This window comes from Kitasatospora sp. NPDC028055, from assembly GCF_040637885.1.
Lineage (GTDB): Bacteria > Actinomycetota > Actinomycetes > Streptomycetales > Streptomycetaceae > Kitasatospora.
In genome coordinates, this window is record NZ_JBEZXE010000004.1 from 169,946 (window position 1) to 186,577 (window position 16,632).

Sequence of the window (16,632 nt, forward strand, 5' to 3'; positions counted from 1 at the left end):
CACGGTCCGACCGGGCCCTGCTCGGACGCGCCCCGGGTCGGGCCTGCCCAACTCAGGCCCGACCCGGTTCAGGCCCGAGTCAGTTGACGTTGACCGCGGTCCAGGTGGCCGCCACCGCGTTGTACTCGGCACTGTTCGCGCCGTACAGGTCCGACGCCGCGCTCAGGGTGGCCGCACGGGCGCCCGCGTAGTCGGTCGTCGAGGTGAAGTACACGGTCAGCGCCCGGTACCAGATCTGCGCGGCCTTGTCCCGGCCGATGCCGGCGAGCGAGGAGCCGTCCGCCGTCGGGCTGTTGTAGTTGAACCCGTTGATCGTCTTCGCGCCGCTGCCCTCGGACAGCAGGTAGAAGAAGTGGTTCGCCACACCGGACGAGTAGTGCACGTCCAGGTTGCCGACGTTGGCGTCCCAGTAGTCGGCCGAGGAGCCGTCCTTGCTGGGCTGGTCCATGTAGCGCAGCGGGCTGCCGTCGCCGCGCAGGTTGATCAGCTCGCCGATCTGGTAGTTCGGCGGGTTGGAGGGCAGGTTGGCGTACCACTCCACCATGGTGCCCATGATGTCGGAGGTGGCCTCGTTGAGGCCGCCGGACTCGCCCGAGTAGTTCAGGCTGGCGGTCGCCGCGGTGACGCCGTGGGTCATCTCGTGGCCGGCCACGTCGATCTCGGTGAGCGGCGCGCTGTTGTTGTTGCCGTCGCCGTACGACATGCAGAAGCAGTCGTCGCTCCAGAACGCGTTGACGTAGTTGGAGCCGTAGTGCACCCGGCTGAGGGCGCCGACGCCGTCGTTGCGGATGCCGTTGCGGCTGAACGTGTTCTTGTAGAAGTCCCAGGTGGTGGCGGCGCCGAACTGGGCGTCCACGGCGGCGGATTCGCGGCTGTTGTTGGTGCCGTCGCCGAAGCTGTTGCTGGGGTTGGCGAACAGCGACCCGCTGCCCGACTCGCTGTTGTTCATGTCCGTGGTGGACTGGCCGCCGCGGCTGGTGTCCTTGAGCTCGAACTGCGAGCCGTTCTCATTGGTGTTGAGGGGGACCTGGCCGACGAAGATGCCGTTGCCGGTACCGGCGGCGGTCTCGATCTTCTCGTGGGTGGAGAGGACCTTGCCGTCGGCCGCGTCGGTGACCAGGATCTGGGCGCTCGGGGTGCCGTCGGCGCGCACGCCCTCGACGGTGGTCCGGTAGGCCAGGCGCGGGTTGCCGTCGGTGGCCCAGACGACCAGCTCGGCCTTGCCGACCTGGTGCACGCCGGCGATCGGGGACTCGTCGGAGTCGATGGTCTGGCCGATGGTGGCCTTGACCGTGCCGGAGGCCTGGTCGGCGGCCTTGTCCGCGGGGATCTTCGGAGTCAGGCTCGGCAGCGCGATCCGGGCGGAGACGGCCTTGTCCACCGACTTCACGGCGCCGCCGGGCTTCTGGTGGACGACCAGGTCGCCGCCGATCACCGGGAGGCCCGCGTAGGTGCGCTCGAAGCGCAAGTGACGGGTGCCGTCCTGGTCGACGACGGCGTCCTTGGCCACCAGCTTCTCCTGGCCGCCGAGGCCGAGCGCCTGGGCGAGCGGGGTGGACTGGCCGTTGGCCACGGCGAGCACGGCCGCGTGCTGCGAGGCGGCCTGTGCCTGCAGCGACGGGGACGCGGGGGCGGCCTGGGCGGCGGTGGTGGCCACCTGGATGACACCGGTCAGCATGGCCGTGGCCGAAAGCACGGCAACAGCGGCGAGCTTACGCTTCAACGTAAGAGTCCTTCCGGGAAACCGCGTCTGGGCGCGGTCGCGCCGCGCTCCGGGGGCCGGGGTCGGCACCTGTGGGGCGGAGCGGGCGCTGACGTGCAGGAACCCCGTGCGGTCGAGCGGCTTGCCACCGAGGGGTGGGGGTGGGGGGCTACCGCTGGGGGGTGACCAGAAGCATGACAATCCAGCAGGTGAATTGACAGGTCTGCATCAGTGATTGGCCAGGTCCCGCCAGTTGGTAAAGGGATTCAAAAGGCGGTCGAACCAGGGCAATTCGAGCGGCCTCGCAGGGGGTTCCGATCCGAACCAGGCCCGACCGCCTGCGCCGACGGCGGGTCGGCCACCGACGGTCGGCCGGGGTGTCAATACCGATGACCGGCCGATCGACTTTTACATCCTTGTAGAAGTTTCCATACATACCCTTGACGCCCCGGTGGCGAGGTCCCGCCACCGAACGCCCTTGCCCGCCAGGGTGACGGCCTGATAGAGGCCGGCACCCCGGTGACCGGGCGCCTACGCGCCGTACTCCCTTGCGGCGGCCAGCAGTTGGCGCAACGAGGGGTTCACCATCGGACGGCCGGCCACACTCACCGTCGGCACGGTCTCGTTGCCGTCCGCGACCGAACGCACGAAGGCGGCCGCGTCCTGGTCCTTCCAGATGTTGACCCGGGTGAAGCGGCGGCTGTACCGCAGGCGGGTGAAGAGCAAGCCGAACCGCAGCTTCATGCAGTAGGTGCACAAGGGGCGCCAGTAGAGCACCACTTCGCCGGTCCCGGCCACCCCGTCCGCCGTCGCACCGCTCGCCGCGTCCGTCACTGCAACCTCCACTCCTGCGCCGTGTTCCCGGGTGTGCACGCGACCATGGTGAGCTCGTTGCCGGGGCCGTTGTCCGTCATGCACGACTGGTTCTGGTAGTCGGCCAGCGTGTACGAGCCCGGGGTGCTGCCGTTGCGGACCGTCCACCGGGTGAGGAAGCTGAACCCGTTGCTCAGCACGACCTTGCCGTCCATGGTCTGGACCAGCTGCGGGCCGCCGTTGTTGCAGGCGTTGAACACGATCCAGCTGCCCGGGTCGGTGGCGCGCACCCAGCCGTACTGCGAGGCACCGCCGAGGACGATCGGGTTGTCGCCGTTCAGGTTGTCGTTGCGCATCCCGATCGGACGGCCGTTCCTGACACTCACGATAGTGCTCCAGCTGCTGCCGCCGCAGGACGCGGGACGGGAGGCCGCCGGCGGGGCGGACGGGTTGCCGCCCGCCGACGAGCCGCCCGCACCGGCCGAACCCCCGGAACCGGCCGAACCTCCCGAGCCGCCTGAACCGCCGCCCTGGGAGGCCGGGTTGCCGGGCTTGGCGGGCGACTGGTCCGCCGCCGTACCCCCGCCCGCGGGCTGGCCGCCCGAAGCCCCACCGGCCGCAGCGCCGCCGCCGGGGTTCGAGCCGCCGCGCCCCTGGGAGCCGCTGCCGCCCTGCGCCGGTGCGGGAACGGGCAGTTGGGTACCGGGCGGCAGCCCGCCGCCGGTGGCCTGCTGGTCGGCGGTCGGGGTGGCCGACGGGGTGTCGGTCGGTGACGGCGTGACGGGTCCGGAGCCGGCCGCGGAGGTGGTGGCCGGGACCGCCGGGACCGTCACCACCACGGTGGGCTGGGCGGCGGGTGGCACGGCCGCGTCGGACCGGCCGGGGCCGCGGTCGACCAGCAGCACCGTCGCCGTGCCCATCGAGATCACGATCGGGACGACGACCGGGAGCAGCAGGGTACGGCGCGAGCGGCGTCGGCCGGGCTCGGTCTCCCCCTGCGGGTCCATCCGCACGACCTGCTCCGGACGGACCGGGGCGGCCCCGGCAGCGGCCCCCGCCGGGACGACGGCGGCGCCGCGGTTCGGAGCACCGGTCGGGTCGGCGGGTGCGGCACCGGGTGCGTCGCCAGGTGATGCACCGGCTTCGACACCGGCCTTGGGAGCCGCCGAAGGTACGGCCCCGGCCCCGCCGCCGACACCGCCCGCCCCGGCCCCGCCGGCGTCCGCCCGCAGGTCGATCGTCCCGCTGTCCGCCGCCTTCCGCGCCGCCCCCGGCAGCCCGATCGCCACCCGGGCCGCCGCCGCCATTCCGGCCGCGCTCTCGAAGCGGTCCTCGGGCTGCTTGGCCAGCGCGGTGGCGATCAGCGCCCGGACCGCCGCCGGGAAGGTCTCCGGCAGCTCCGGTACCGGCTGGTTGACGTGCTTGAGCGCGACCTGCAGCGGCCCCTCGCCCTGGTACGGCACCCGACCGACCAGCAGCTCGTAGCCGACCACGCCGATCGAGTACAGGTCGGAGGCCGGGCCGGTAGCCTCCCCCGAGGCCTGCTCGGGGGACATGTAGGCCGCGGTGCCGATGACCGCGTACGGCGCGGTGAGCTTGGTGCTGGCGACGGCCCGGGCAATGCCGAAGTCGGTGATCACCACCCCGCCGTCCTCGCGCACCATCAGGTTGGAGGGCTTGAGGTCGCGGTGCACGATCCCCCGCCGGTGGGCGGCGTGCAGCGCGTCCAGGGCGTCGGCGAGCAGGCGCAGCGCGCGCTCGGCGCTCATCGGACCGTCGTCCTCGAGCACCCGGTCCAGCGGCCGGCCCTCGATCAGGTCCATCACGATGTACGCGCAGCGGGCGTCGTCGCCGTCCCCGCCGCTCTCCCCGTAGTCGTGCACGCCCACGATGCCGGGGTGGTCGACCGCGGCGACCAGCTGGGCCTCACGGCGGAACCGCTGGAGGCCGGTGCCGTCCTCGAACAGGTCCGCGCGGAGGATCTTCACGGCGACCGGCCGGGCCAGCACCCCGTCCTCGGCCCGCCAGACCGCCCCCATCCCCCCGCCGCCGACCTTCTCGACCAGCGTGTACCGCCCGCCGAGCACAGTGCCCGCGCTACTCATCTCCCCTGCCCCCAGGTGTCATGACCCTCCCCGCCGGGTCGTCGGCACACAGTGTGCCAGAGCGTGCCGCAGGCTCAGCAGCCGCTGTGAGAAGGGAGATTGCCCCCGGGAGTCAGGCCTTCCGGGCGATTCGGACCTGCCGGGACACCGCGCGGACGGCCTCGGCGACCACCCCCGGCCGGTCCTGGTGGACGGCGTGCCCGGCTCCGGGCACCACCAGGTGGACGCCGAGGGCGGCACCGGCCGTGATCCGCGCCTGGGCGGCGGTGAAGCGGGCCCGCAGCCCGCGGGGCAGCCCGAGCGTCGCGCTCAGCACGGTGACCGGCACCTCGGGCGACGGCCCGGCGGCCCGACGGCGGCGGAGCTGCCCGGTCGCCCTGTTCGACAACCGGTTCTCGGCCAGTACGGCCCGCCGCTGGTGGGGGTGGGCGAGGACGGCCGCCTCGGCCCGGGCCGCCGCGTTGCCCGGGCCCGGCACATCACGGGTGCCCGGCACGTCACCGGTGCCCGGCACGTCACCTGTGCCCGGCGCGGCGGGCACCCGCGCCGCCCGGAACAGCCCGATCCGCAGCAATCCGATCCGGACCAGCTCGATCCGGAGCAGCAGTGACTCGATCACGCTGATCGCCCGTGGCCGGAAGTCCTCGTGCGCCGGATCGACCAGGACCAGTCCGGCCACCAGCTCCGGCCGTTCCCTGGCCAGGAGTTGGGCCAGTTGCCCGCCCCAGCTGTGCCCGACCAGCACAGCCGGCCCGGCGTCGAGGTGCCGCACCAGCGCGGCCAGGTCCGCGACCTGCGTGTCCAGGGTCGGGGTCGGAGCGCGGTCGGGTTCGCTGGCGCCGAGCCCGGCCCGGTCGTACGCCACGACCCTGGCCCGCCCGGCGAGTTCGGGCAGCAGCGGGGCCCAGGTGAGCGAGCTGGTGCCCATCCCGGCGACCAGGACGACCGGCGGACCGCCGCCCGTCCCGGGCCCCGTTTCCAGCCAGCGCAACGCCCGTCCGTCACGGTCGAGTTCGCCCCGCCGCACGCCGCCGGGCAGCTGCTCGGCCAGCGCCTCGGCGATGACCTGCTGAACTCCGGTCAGGGCCGGTGCCCGGCCGGTTCGCCCACTCCACCTGCTGGTTGCCACTTCCGCTCCCCCGGTCGGCCACAACGGCGGGGCCACTCTACGTCCTTCCGTCTTTACGTCTCTCCGGCTCTCCGGCTACGGCCGGACGAGGTGCCGGGGCGGCGAACCGGAGTGCTACGCCGCTAGGTTGCGCTTCAACAGGTCGAACAGTGCCGACCAGTGCCGAGCGTCACCGCCCGCGTGGTACCGGGTGGTGTCGGCCTGGGTGTAGCCGTGTCCGGCGCCCTCGTACACCTCCGTCCGGTGGCGGACCCCGGCGGCGGTGAGGGCCTCGTCGAGCCGGGCGATCTGCTCGGGCGGCATCGACTCGTCCTGGTCGGCGTGGCCGAAGTGCAGCTCCGCGGTGATGCGTTCGGCGCGCAGGTGCGGGCTGTCCGGGCGGTCGGTGGCGAGGTGGCCGCCGTGGAAGGCGCCGACCGCGGCGATCCGGTCCGGGTGGCTGACGGCGGCGCTCAGGGCCAGGTAGGCGCCGAGGCAGTAGCCGGTGACGCCGATCGGGCCGTCCTGAACCAGCGGGGACTCCTCGAACCAGGCCAGGAAGCCGTTCGCGTCACGCGCGGCCGTCTCCGGGTTGCTGGCGCCGAAGAGCAGCGGGCCGAGCTGGGCGAAGATCTCGTCGCACTGCTCGATGTCGATCATCTCGGGCAGTTCCACCAGCGGGGCGCGGCCGCTGCGGTAGTAGAGGTTGGGGACGAGGACGGTGTAGCCGGCCTCGGCGATCCGGTCGGCCATGGCCTTCAGGTGGGGCCGGAGCCCGAAGGCGTCCTGATAGAGCAGCACGCCGGGGTGGGGCAGGCCGTCATCGGGGTGGGTGAGGTAGGCGTCGGCGACGCCGTCTGCTGTCGGAATGTCCACGAGGGTTCCGCGCACGGTCATGGGTGAAAGCTCTCCTTGGGGTCGCGGGCAGCGTAGCCGCTGCGGACCCGGAACCGGGAACGCTCATGCCGGGGCGAGGCGTTGGGCCTGGCATGGGGCTGGTCGTGGGAGTGGCGTGCGTGGCCTTGGCCGCGGTCGGGCTGGTGGTGCTGGCGGGTTGGCAGGTGTGGTCCGAGTCCTCGCCGCGCCGTCGTGAGCGCGGGCCCGGGGTCGGCGGCGGTGGCGGTGGCGTGCTGGGCGAGATGCACGCGCTGTTCAGCCCGGGCAAGCGGATCCAGGTCGAGCAGCGCCGGGAGCAGACCTCCCGCCGGGACGACACCCGGGCCGGGGCCCCACCGCACTTCGGGGTCGACCTGGACCGTGGCGTGGCGGTGCTGCGCCGACCGGACGGCGACGACAACCGGTAGCACCGCCACCGGACGTCGGGGCCGGGCCGGTGGCCGCGGCCGCGTTCCGTGGACCGTCCGTCAGAGCCGGCGGATCCGCTCCTCGTCCGTGGTGCGCGGGCAGGTCAGGCAGGCAAGTGCCTCGGGCCCGACGGCGTAGTAGAGGCAGCAGCCGAGCCGGGTGCGGGTGTGGTGGTCCTGGCCGTCCGGGGTGCGCAGCCGGCGGAAGTCGGCGGCTCCGGGCAGCGGCAGGGTGCCACCGGGCAGCAGCGCCGCGGCGGCGACAACGGCGGCGTCCTCGCCGCCCGTAACACCGCCACCCCTAACACCACCAGCCGTCGCACCCACGGCCGTTGCACCCCTGGCTTTAGCGCCTCCGGCCGTTGCACCCGCGGCCGCGTCGTCCTGCGCGTCAAGCATCCGGCCGAGGTACCAGACGGCGGACGCGAGGTCGTCGGTCACCATGCCCCAGAGCGCGCGGTCGCGGCGCCGGGTCGGTCCGGCGAACGCGGCGAGCACCGGTTCGAGGTGGGCCACCACGGCGGCCCGCAGTTCGGCGCGCAGTTCGTCGTCGCCGGGGCGGGTGACGTGCCCGCGCGGGCGCAGGGCAAGCTCGCCGGTCGGGGCGTGCAGCCAGAGGTCGGCGGGGTCGACGGCGGGGACCCGCCGGGCAAGGTGCCAGGGACCGGCGATGAGCAGGCAGACGGACCAGGCGTAGTGGTGGAGCAGCCGGGAGGCGGTGACGTGCGGGCGGGGCGCGCGGCCGTGTTCGGCGGCGATCCGCTCCTCCGCCCCGGCCAGTACGGCGGCCAGGGCCCGTTCGTCGGTGGCGAGTCGGGCGCCCGAGTACCAGCCGTCGGCGGCCGAGGGGTCGGGTTCGGCGGGGTCGAGCAGGTGCAGCCGGAGCGCGGGGCAGAGTTCGCGCAGCCGCCGGTAGTCGCCGATCAGACCAGCCGACCGACCCCCGGGGCGAACGGCCGGGGTGCGGGCAGGCGCGGAACAGGCGAGCGCGGAACAGGCGGGCGGGGAAGAGGCCGGTGGGGAGCAGGCCGGTGCGACGGGCAGGGGTGTTCCGGGGACCATCGGCACTCCCGAGATCGACTCCGAGTGATCATTAAGGTGAGGCTCACCTTACAATGCCTCAAGGGGTGCACCGACCACCCGCCCGCAGGGCCGGTTGTGATGTTCGGCCATCGGTGCGAGCTTGACGAACTTAGGCAAACCTAACCTAAGATGTCGACTCGTGTTGAGAACCGACCCACCCGCCACCACAGCCCCGGCGACGCCCCGTCCCGCGGCGGCGCTCCGGCGGCCGTTGCTGCTGGTCGCCGGTGTGGCCGCACTCGTGCTGTGCGCCGCCCTGAGCCTCGCGCTGGGCTCCCGCGCCATCCCGCTGTCCACCGTCGTCGACGCCCTCGCCGGCGCCGCCCACGGCGGGGACGCCGACGTGGTGACGGGCCTTCGGGTCCCGCGCACGCTCATCGGCCTGGCCGTCGGAGCCGCGCTCGGCGTCGCCGGGGCGGTCGCCCAGGGCGTCACCCGCAACCCCCTGGCCTCCCCGGTCACCCTCGGCATCAACGCCGGAGCGAGCCTCGCCGTGGTTGCCGCGATCTACGCGCTGGACCTCTCCCGCCCCTCCCAGTACGTCTGGTTCGCCTTCGCCGGGGCGGCCGTCGCCGCCGTCTCCGCCTACGGCATGTCCCGGCGCGGCGGGGACCTCGACCCGGTCCGGCTCGCGCTCGGCGGCACCGTGCTCACCGTGGTGCTCACCTCCTGGACCTCCGCGCTGATGCTGGCCAGTCACCGCACCCTGGACGAGGCCCGGTTCTGGCTGGCCGGCTCGATCGCCGGACGCCACCTGGACACCCTCACCCCGGTGCTGCCCTTCCTGGTGCTCGGTCTGGTGGCCGCCTTCGCGATCTCCCCCGCGCTCAACGCGCTGGCCCTGGGCGACGAGACCGCCCAGGCACTGGGCGTGCCGGTGGCCCGGATCCGGGTGGTCGGCGGACTGGCGGTGGTGCTGCTCGCGGGCAGTGCGGTCGCCGTCTCCGGACCGGTGGCGTTCATCGGACTGGCCGCGCCGCACCTGGTCCGCGCCCTGCTCGGCAACGACCACCGCTGGCTGCTGCCCGGCTGCCTGATCACCGGCCCGCTGCTGCTGCTCGCCGCCGACGTACTCGGCCGGCTCGTGGTGCAGCCCTCCGAGATCGAGGTCGGCATCGTCACCGCCTTCCTCGGCGCGCCGCTGCTCGCGGTGCTGGCCCGGAAGGTGGCCAAGTGAGCGCGCGCAACGGGCGGACCGCCGCGCTGGGCGCGATCGCGCGCCGCCGGGCCCGTACCGCCGCCTGGTCGCTGCTGGCCGTCGCCCTGCTGGTGGTGCTCACCGGCATCGCGCTCGGCACCGGCCAGGTGAGCATCTCCGCCTGGGACGCGCTGCGCGCCCTGTTCGGCCAGGGCCAGCCCGGCGACGTCCTGGTGGTGCAGCAGTTCCGGGCGCCGCGCGTGGTGTCCGCGCTGATCGCGGGGGCCGGGCTGGCGATGGCCGGCTCGATGCTGCAGCGGCTGTTCCGCAATCCGCTGGCCGCCCCCGACACCATCGGGATCACCGGCGGCGCCTCCTTCGGCGCGGTGCTGATGCTCGCCACCGGCGCCTCGCAGCAGCTGATCCCGCTGGCCGCGGTCGGCGGCGGGCTGCTCGCCGCGCTGCTGCTCGGCGGCCTGGCCTGGCGCTCCAGGATGGCCGTGACCCGGCTGGTGCTGGTCGGCCTGGCGGTCCAGCAGGGCCTCGCCGCCGCCGTGAACCTGATGATCGTACGGTTCCCGGCCGAGCTGGCCTCCTCCGCCATGCAGTGGACCACCGGCTCGCTGTACGGGCGCAACTGGACCGAGGTGTGGATCGGCGGCAGCGCCATCGCCCTCACCGCCGCAGCCCTCCTGCTCTGCCAGCGGCGGGTCGCCGTCCTCGACCTCGGCGACGACTCGGCCGGCGGCCTCGGCCTCGACCCCGCCCGGGACCGGCTCTGGCTGCTGCTGCTCACCATCACCCTCGCCTCGCTGGCCGCCGCCCTCACCGGACCGGTCGCCTTCGTCGCCCTCGCCGTCCCCCACCTGGTCCGGCTGCTCGCCGGGCCGCCCACCCCCGGCACCCTCGGCCTCACCGCGCTCACCGGCGCCGTGCTGCTGCTCGCGGCCGACCTCCTCGTGCTGCACGTGATCCCCGTCCACGGCCTGCCGGTCGGTGCTGTCACCGCCACCCTCGGCGCGCCCTGGCTCCTGGTGCTGATGATCCGCCAGGGCCGGCTTCCCCAGAGGAGCAGCTGATGACCTCCCCCTCGGCCCCGGCGACCGCCAACCGGCTCGCCGCCCAAGGCCTCGGACTGCGCTACGGCGACCGGACCATCGTCGACGGCCTCGACCTCGAACTCCCCGGCGGCGCCGTCACCGCGATCGTCGGACCGAACGCCTGCGGCAAGTCGACCCTGCTGCGCGGCCTCGTCCGACTGCTCGACCCGGCCGCCGGCACGGTCACCCTGGACGGCGCCGACATCCACCGGATGCCCGCCCGCACCCTCGCCAAGCGGATGGGCCTGCTGCCGCAGCAGCCCGTCACTCCGGAGGCGGTCACCGTCGAGGCCCTGGTCCGGCTCGGACGCTACCCGCACCAGCGGATGCTCAGCCCGTGGTCCAAGGCCGACCAGGCGGCGGTCGAGGAGGCCCTGGAGCGCACCGGCACCGCCGAGCTGCGCGACCGGCAGGTCGACCGGCTCTCCGGCGGGCAGCGCCAGCGGGTCTGGATCGCGCTCGCGCTCGCCCAGGAGACCGACCTGCTGCTGCTCGACGAGCCGACCACCTTCCTCGACCTGCGGCACCAGCTCGACGTGCTCGATCTGGTCGCCGACCTGCATGCCGAGGCCGGGCGCACCGTCGTCATGGTGCTGCACGACCTCGGACAGGCCGCGCGGTACGCCGACCACCTGGTGGTGCTCAAGGACGGGCGGCTCGCCGCGGCCGGTCCGCCCGCCGAGGTCCTGACGGCCGAACTGGTCGAGGCCGTCTTCGGCGTGCCGTGCCGGGTCGTGCCCGACCCGGAGACCGGCACTCCGCTGGTCGTGCCGCGGGCCCGGGTGCGCACTGGCGCTGCGGCCGCTGCCGTCTGACCCCCACCGCCCTTCCCGTCCTCCCTCCTCCGTCCCGCCTCTCCCGTCCCGCCTCTTCCGTCTCCCCGTTCGACCCGATCCAAGGAACTCCGATGAACCGCCGACTCCCCGTCGCCGTCCTCGCCGTCACGCTGTCCGCCACGCTCCTCGCCGCCTGCGGCAGCAACGGGGACGGCGCCAAGTCCGGCGGTGACTCCGGCTCCTCCGCCGCCGCCTCGGCCGGCACCGCCGCCGGCTTCCCGCGCACCGTCAAGCACGCCGCCGGGACCGCCCAGATCAAGTCCCAGCCCAAGCGCGTCGTGGTGCTGGACAGCGGCGAGCTGGACGACGTCACGCTGCTCGGTATCACGCCGGTCGGCGCGGTGTCCCCGCACATGAAGACCGAGGGCGGGTTCCCGAACTACCTCAAGGACAAGATCAAGGACACCAAGGACGTCGGCCCGATGAACGAGCCGAACCTGGAGCTGATCGCCTCCCTCAAGCCCGACCTGATCCTCTCCTCCAAGGTCCGGCACGCCAAGGTGTACGACCAGCTGAACGCGATCGCGCCGACCGTGCTGGCCGAGACCACCGGCTTCCCGTGGAAGGAGAACCTCGCGCTGTACGCCCAGGCCCTCGGCAAGGAGGACGAGGCGAAGAAGGCGCTGGCCGACTACGAGGAGCGGGCGCACAAGCTGGGCGAGGCGATCAAGGCCAAGTACAACGGGACGATGCCGACCGCCTCGGTGGTCCGCTTCGTGGCCGGCCCGACCCGCCTGTACGCGAAGGCCTCCTACAGCGGTGTGGTGCTCAAGGACGTCGGCCTGACCCGCCCGGCCCCGCAGGACGTGGACAAGAACATCATCGAGGTCAGCGCCGAGCAGGTCAGCCAGGCCGACGCCGACCTGGTGTTCGTCACCACTGCTGACGACCCGTCCAAGACCAAGGAGAGCGAGGTCCAGCAGACCCCGGTCTGGCAGGGCCTGAACGCCGTCAAGAACAACAAGGTCTTCACCGTGCCGGACGAGACCTGGATGTCCGGCATCGGCGTCCAGGCCGCGGACGCGATGCTCGTCGACATCGCCAAGGCGGCGGGCGTGGACGCGCCCAAGTAGCCGTCGCCCAGCGCTCCGCGCCCCGCGCCCCGCGCCCCAGACCCCGCGCCCCGCGCCCCACGAACAGCTGACGGCGAACAGATTTCAGAATTCAACTTTCAGAGTTCATCTTTCAGACGACAGATAACAGATTTCGAACTCTGTCATCTGTTCGCCGTCCTTCGTCCGCCACCACGCCCCGAGGACCCTCCCCATGCGGCTCTACCTGCTCGCCCTCAACCCCACCGACTCGGTCACCCGTGGCTTCCTACCCGCCGCCGCCCGGCTCGGACTCGACGTCACCGTCCTCACCGACCACGTCGAGGCCCACCAACGCGCCTACGCCGAGGCGGAGTTCACCTGCGAGGTGGTGGAGTGCGACGTGCAGGACTTCCGCGAGGTCATCGGCCTGATATCCCAGCACCACACACCGGCCGCGGTCTTCAGCAACAGCGACCACCTGCAGACCCAGACCGCCCTGGTCGCCGAGTACTTCGGCCTGGCGGGCAAGGACTGGAAGGCCGCCCTGCGGACCAAGAACAAGGGCGAGCTGCGCCGCCACCTCGCCGAGTCCGGCCTGGACGCGGTGGAGTCCGCCGAGCTGGCGCCCGGACAGGACCCGACCGGTCTCACTCCCTCGTTCCCGTGCATCGTCAAGCCGCGCGAGGGCGTCGCCAGCGAGGACGTCACCCTGGTCGCCGACGCCGCCGAACTCGCGCTGCGGGTCAAGGAGATCCAGCAGCGCCGCCCCGGTGCCACCCTGGTGGTCGAGGAGTTCCTGGCCGGTGAGCTGCGCACCCTGGAGACCCTGGGCGACGGCCGGACCAGGCGCGTCCTCGGCGGCTTCCGCACCCGGCTCTCCCCGCCGCCGGACTTCATCGAAGAGGTACTGACCTTCACCCCGGCGCACCCCCGCCCGGTGGTCGAGCAGGTGCTCGCCCAGCTCGACGCCCTCGGGGTCGGACTCGGCGCCTGCCACACCGAGTTCGTCCTCCAGCCGGACGGCCGCGCCCGCATCATCGAGGTCAACTACCGCGCCATCGGCGACCAGTGCGACCTGATGCTCGCCGAGATCCTCGGGATCCCCTACTTCGAGCTGGTGCTGCGCACCCACCTCGGCGAGGAGCTGCCCGCCGACCTGGGCGCCCGCAGCGATCAGCGGGCCCGCCACGAGCGGGTCTGCGCCGAGCAGGCCGGCACCCTGACCGCCGCCCCCGAGCCGCGCTTCGAGCGACGGGCCGACGGGGTGACGCTGTCCTACCTGCCGGTTCGCGAGCTCGGCGCCCGGCACGAGCTCTACCGCACCAACCGCGACTACCTGGGCATCGTCTGGGCGGTCGGCCCGGACCAGGACGCGGTGGACGGCGCGGTCGCGGACTTCATCGCCGCCAACCGCTGGGAGATCACCGCGTGAACCCGGCCGATCATCCCGCCCCCACCGCTTCGACGCCCACCGAGGCGGCCCCCGCCACTTCGACGCCCGCCGCTTCGACCCCCGCCGCGCAGCTCACCCTGCGGGTGCTGTCCGCCCTGCTGCGTGAGGACGTGCTCGGCCTGCGCACCCGCGGCACCCTGGAGCAGCGCCCCGACGGCCCCTGGCTGAGCGACGGTTCGCTCGCCCTGCCGGTCGCCCACGACGGCTTCCAGGCCGACCACGCCGCCCGGCTGCCGGAGCTGGAGGTCGACGGCGCCCGGCTCACCGAACTGACCGCCGTCCTGGCCCTGCTGGCGGAGCGGGCCGATCCGCTGGACCGCCCCGGCCACCTGGCCTTCGCCGAGGAGTGCCGGCAGACCCTCGCCACGATGGAGCTGCACGACCGGGTGCGGCCCGAGGTGCAGGCCGAACTCGCCGAGCGCTACGGCAAGGACGTGGCCGACTGGGCCGGCCCGCGAGCCGCGCTCGGCTTCGAGACCCTCGCCGCCTTCCTGGACCACCCCGTCTACCCGACCGCGCGCGGCCGCTCTGGTCTGAGCGAGGCCCAACTGCGCTCCTACGCGCCGGAGTTCCACCCTAGCTTCGAGCTGCGCTGGCTCGCCGTCCCGACCGGCCGGCTGACCGTGCACGGCGACGGCCCACTGCCCGCCTGGTGGCCGAGCGCCGAACAGCTCGGCGTGCCGGGAGAGTTCACCACCGTCCCGGTCCATCCGCTCACCGCGGACGAGGACTTCGCGCGGATCGTGCCGGGCGCGGTGCTCGCGCCCGAGCCGTACCTCGACGTGCTCCCCACGCTGTCCATGCGCACCGTCGCCGTGGCCGCCGACCCGTCCTGCCACCTCAAACTGCCGCTCGCCACCGCGACCCTGGGCCTGCGCAACCGCCGCACCATCAAGCCGGTCACCCTGGTCAACGGCGCGGTCGGGCAGCGCCTGGTGGAGGCCGTGGCCGCCCACGAACCGCGCTTCGCCGAGCAGATCCTGCACGCCGACGAACAGCACTACGCCCACGCCGAGGACGAGCTGCTGGCCGTCCTGCTGCGCCGCTACCCGGCGAGCCTGGACGACGCCGTCACCGTCCCGCTGGCGGCCCTGCTCGCCGAGGCGCCCGACGGCCGACTGGTGATCGACCACCTGGCCGACCGCTTCCACCACGGCTCCGTCCCCACGCTGTACGAGGAGCTGCTGCGGCTGCTGGTCGACTGGCAGACCACCCTGTTCGGCCACGGCATCGCCCTGGAGTCGCACCAGCAGAACACCTCGCTGGTCCTCGACGGCACCGGCCTGCGGCTGCTCTACAAGGACAACGACGGCCCCCGGGTCAACACCACCCGGGTGGGCCGCTCCCCGGTCCGCGAACTGGCCGCCCTGGTCGCCGAGTTCCGCGACCCGAGGATCCTCGGCGAGCAGGACCGCGCACTCACCGACCTGTTCACCACCATCACCGGCCACCTGTGCACCGCCTCGCTCGCCTTCGGCCTGGCCGCGCACGGCCGGGTGCCGCTGGCGCGGAGCCTGGAGCTGCTGCGCACCGTCCTCACCGAGGCGGTCGACCGGCTGGGCCCGGCCGGACAACCGCTGCGCACCGACCTGTTGGACGCCGAACGCCTGCCGGTCAAGGCCATGGTGAGCGCCGGGACGCTGCTCAGCAAGGAGCGCAGCGGCGCCGCGGACATCAACAAGCACTACACCGACGGCCCCAACTACCTCCTTCCCGAGGACCGTTCGTGACGACCGTCGAACCCCTGTCGCGGCCGGCCGAGGCCACGGGGCTGGACCGGCGCCAGGTGCACGCGGTGGCGGCCTGCTACTTCGTCGCCTCCTTCGCCGCCCTCGGCCTGCCTCCGTACCTCACCGAGATCCTCCCCACCCTCGGGGACCACAGCGGCCACTGGGCCGGTCTGCTGTACGTCGTGCCGACCGTCTTCACCGCCCTCGGCGCTCCGCTGTGGGGCCGGCTGGCCGATCGCTTCGGCCAGAAGCGGCTGCTGCTGCGCGCCCAACTCGGCCTCGCCGTCTCCTTCCTGCTCGCCGGAGCCGCCGACAGCCTGCCCGCGTTCACCGTCGCACTGGTGCTCCAGGGCTTCCTCGGCGGCACCTTCTCCGCCACCAACGGCTACCTCGCCGCGGCCCTGGACGGCTCCCGGCTGTCCAAGGCGCTGACCCTGATGCAGGGCAGCGCCCGGGCGGCCCTGGTCGCGGCGCCGATCCTGGTCGGCGCACTGTCGCCGTGGATCGACCCGCACCGGCAGTACCTGGTGATGGCGGTGCTGCCGCTGACCGCCGCGGCACTGCTCAACTCCCTTCCGGAGCCGGTCCGTCCGCCCCTCGCCCCGGCGGGCCACGACGCCGGCACGAGCACCCCAACCGTCTCGGCCGTCCCGGCCGACCGGCCCGGCTCGCTCCGGCTGCTCTACACCTTCGAGTTCGCCTTCGTCTTCGCCACCATCATCTCCTTCCCGTACCTGATCACCCTGGTCCAGCAGCGGCTGCCGGGGGCCGGCGGCACCGTCGCGGGCCTGCTGTTCGCACTGCCGCACCTGGTCTACCTGGTCGGTGCCGGCCGGGTGCACGCCGCCGTCGAGGCACGCCCGCGCAGCGGACTGGCCCTGGGCTTCGCCCTGGTGGCCGTCGGACTGGTCGGCCACGCCCCGGCCCACTCGCTGCTCACCTTCGCCCTCACCCGAGCGGTGCTCGGACTCGGCATGACCTTCGGCCTGGTCTGCCTCGCCGTCCTCGCCGCCGAAGCCGCCCGCGGCCGCGCGCCGGGCCGGATGTTCGGCACCCGCGAAACCGTCTCCAAGTGCGGTGCCGTCGCCGCCGGACTGGCCGCCGCGCTCGCCAACGGCAGCGGCGGACCGGCCGCCCCGGTCGTCACCGGCACCGTCGCCGCACTGGCCGCCGCCCTGCTCGCCCTCCTGACCCGTAGGAGTCCCCGATGACCGCCCGGCCCACCA

The 16,632-nt window shown here is 73.5% G+C and carries 14 protein-coding genes; 8 read left to right on the top strand and 6 right to left on the bottom strand.

The window, feature by feature from the left end:
* Nucleotides 1–79: 79 nt before the first annotated feature.
* The 5 genes from AB0F71_RS08100 to AB0F71_RS08120 form a co-directional block, all read right to left on the bottom strand.
* The gene (locus AB0F71_RS08100) at nucleotides 80–1,678 is read right to left on the bottom strand and encodes a M4 family metallopeptidase (RefSeq protein WP_360229947.1); all 1,599 of its coding nucleotides are present in this window, start codon (nucleotides 1,676–1,678) and stop codon (nucleotides 80–82) included.
* A 555-nt stretch (nucleotides 1,679–2,233) separates the two neighbouring features.
* Nucleotides 2,234–2,536, bottom strand: a complete 303-nt coding sequence (locus tag AB0F71_RS08105) for a glutaredoxin domain-containing protein (protein WP_360229784.1) — start codon at nucleotides 2,534–2,536, stop codon at nucleotides 2,234–2,236.
* Nucleotides 2,533–4,620, bottom strand: coding sequence for a serine/threonine-protein kinase (locus AB0F71_RS08110; RefSeq protein WP_360229786.1), 2,088 nt, complete (start codon nucleotides 4,618–4,620; stop codon nucleotides 2,533–2,535). Before AB0F71_RS08110 ends, AB0F71_RS08105 begins: the two co-directional genes overlap by 4 nt.
* Before the next feature lie 112 nt (nucleotides 4,621–4,732).
* Nucleotides 4,733–5,749, bottom strand: coding sequence for an alpha/beta hydrolase (locus AB0F71_RS08115; RefSeq protein WP_360229788.1), 1,017 nt, complete (start codon nucleotides 5,747–5,749; stop codon nucleotides 4,733–4,735).
* A 114-nt stretch (nucleotides 5,750–5,863) separates the two neighbouring features.
* Nucleotides 5,864–6,625 carry a dienelactone hydrolase family protein gene (locus AB0F71_RS08120; RefSeq protein ID WP_360229790.1) on the bottom strand — a complete coding sequence of 254 codons (762 nt, stop codon included), beginning with the start codon at nucleotides 6,623–6,625 and terminating at the stop codon, nucleotides 5,864–5,866.
* Between the two features lie 119 nt (nucleotides 6,626–6,744).
* On the opposite strand from AB0F71_RS08120, the gene AB0F71_RS08125 reads away from it, so the two are divergent.
* On the top strand, nucleotides 6,745–7,032 hold the full coding sequence (locus tag AB0F71_RS08125; protein ID WP_360229792.1) for a DUF6191 domain-containing protein: 288 nt from the start codon (nucleotides 6,745–6,747) through the stop codon (nucleotides 7,030–7,032).
* A 60-nt stretch (nucleotides 7,033–7,092) separates the two neighbouring features.
* Here the strand turns inward: AB0F71_RS08125 and AB0F71_RS08130 are convergent, their stop codons facing one another.
* Entirely contained in the window at nucleotides 7,093–8,094 is a 1,002-nt protein-coding gene (locus tag AB0F71_RS08130) for an iron-sulfur protein (protein ID WP_360229794.1), read from the bottom strand.
* Between the two features lie 232 nt (nucleotides 8,095–8,326).
* Here AB0F71_RS08130 and AB0F71_RS08135 point away from each other — a divergent pair, with 232 nt between their 5' ends.
* The 7 genes from AB0F71_RS08135 to AB0F71_RS08165 all read left to right on the top strand — a co-directional run bounded on the left by AB0F71_RS08135 (nucleotide 8,327) and on the right by AB0F71_RS08165 (nucleotide 16,617).
* Nucleotides 8,327–9,292, top strand: coding sequence for an iron ABC transporter permease (locus AB0F71_RS08135; protein WP_360229949.1), 966 nt, complete (start codon nucleotides 8,327–8,329; stop codon nucleotides 9,290–9,292).
* A 71-nt stretch (nucleotides 9,293–9,363) separates the two neighbouring features.
* Entirely contained in the window at nucleotides 9,364–10,332 is a 969-nt protein-coding gene (locus AB0F71_RS08140) for an iron ABC transporter permease (protein WP_360229951.1), read from the top strand.
* Entirely contained in the window at nucleotides 10,332–11,168 is an 837-nt protein-coding gene (locus AB0F71_RS08145; RefSeq protein WP_360229796.1) for an ABC transporter ATP-binding protein, read from the top strand. Before AB0F71_RS08140 ends, AB0F71_RS08145 begins: the two co-directional genes overlap by 1 nt.
* Before the next feature lie 92 nt (nucleotides 11,169–11,260).
* Complete coding sequence (locus AB0F71_RS08150; protein WP_360229798.1) at nucleotides 11,261–12,262, top strand: iron-siderophore ABC transporter substrate-binding protein; 1,002 nt, start codon at nucleotides 11,261–11,263, stop codon at nucleotides 12,260–12,262.
* A gap of 193 nt (nucleotides 12,263–12,455) precedes the next feature.
* Nucleotides 12,456–13,655 (top strand): ATP-grasp domain-containing protein, encoded by a 1,200-nt coding sequence (locus tag AB0F71_RS08155; protein WP_360229800.1) that lies wholly within the window; start codon nucleotides 12,456–12,458, stop codon nucleotides 13,653–13,655.
* Between the two features lie 104 nt (nucleotides 13,656–13,759).
* The gene (locus AB0F71_RS08160; protein WP_360229953.1) at nucleotides 13,760–15,406 is read left to right on the top strand and encodes an IucA/IucC family protein; all 1,647 of its coding nucleotides are present in this window, start codon (nucleotides 13,760–13,762) and stop codon (nucleotides 15,404–15,406) included.
* Nucleotides 15,403–16,617 (top strand): MFS transporter, encoded by a 1,215-nt coding sequence (locus AB0F71_RS08165; RefSeq protein ID WP_360229802.1) that lies wholly within the window; start codon nucleotides 15,403–15,405, stop codon nucleotides 16,615–16,617. Before AB0F71_RS08160 ends, AB0F71_RS08165 begins: the two co-directional genes overlap by 4 nt.
* The last annotated feature ends 15 nt before the right edge of the window (nucleotides 16,618–16,632 follow it).

What these genes read in the sequence shown, in the direction of transcription:
- AB0F71_RS08100 (WP_360229947.1), bottom strand. Translation starts at nt 1,678, where the DNA reads ATGCTGACCGGTGTCATCCAGGTGGCCACCACCGCCGCCCAGGCCGCC.
- AB0F71_RS08110 (WP_360229786.1), bottom strand. Translation starts at nt 4,620, where the DNA reads ATGAGTAGCGCGGGCACTGTGCTCGGCGGGCGGTACACGCTGGTCGAG.
- AB0F71_RS08120 (WP_360229790.1), bottom strand. Translation starts at nt 6,625, where the DNA reads ATGACCGTGCGCGGAACCCTCGTGGACATTCCGACAGCAGACGGCGTC.
- AB0F71_RS08130 (WP_360229794.1), bottom strand. Translation starts at nt 8,094, where the DNA reads ATGGTCCCCGGAACACCCCTGCCCGTCGCACCGGCCTGCTCCCCACCG.
- AB0F71_RS08145 (WP_360229796.1), top strand. Translation starts at nt 10,332, where the DNA reads ATGACCTCCCCCTCGGCCCCGGCGACCGCCAACCGGCTCGCCGCCCAA.
- AB0F71_RS08150 (WP_360229798.1), top strand. Translation starts at nt 11,261, where the DNA reads ATGAACCGCCGACTCCCCGTCGCCGTCCTCGCCGTCACGCTGTCCGCC.
- AB0F71_RS08155 (WP_360229800.1), top strand. Translation starts at nt 12,456, where the DNA reads ATGCGGCTCTACCTGCTCGCCCTCAACCCCACCGACTCGGTCACCCGT.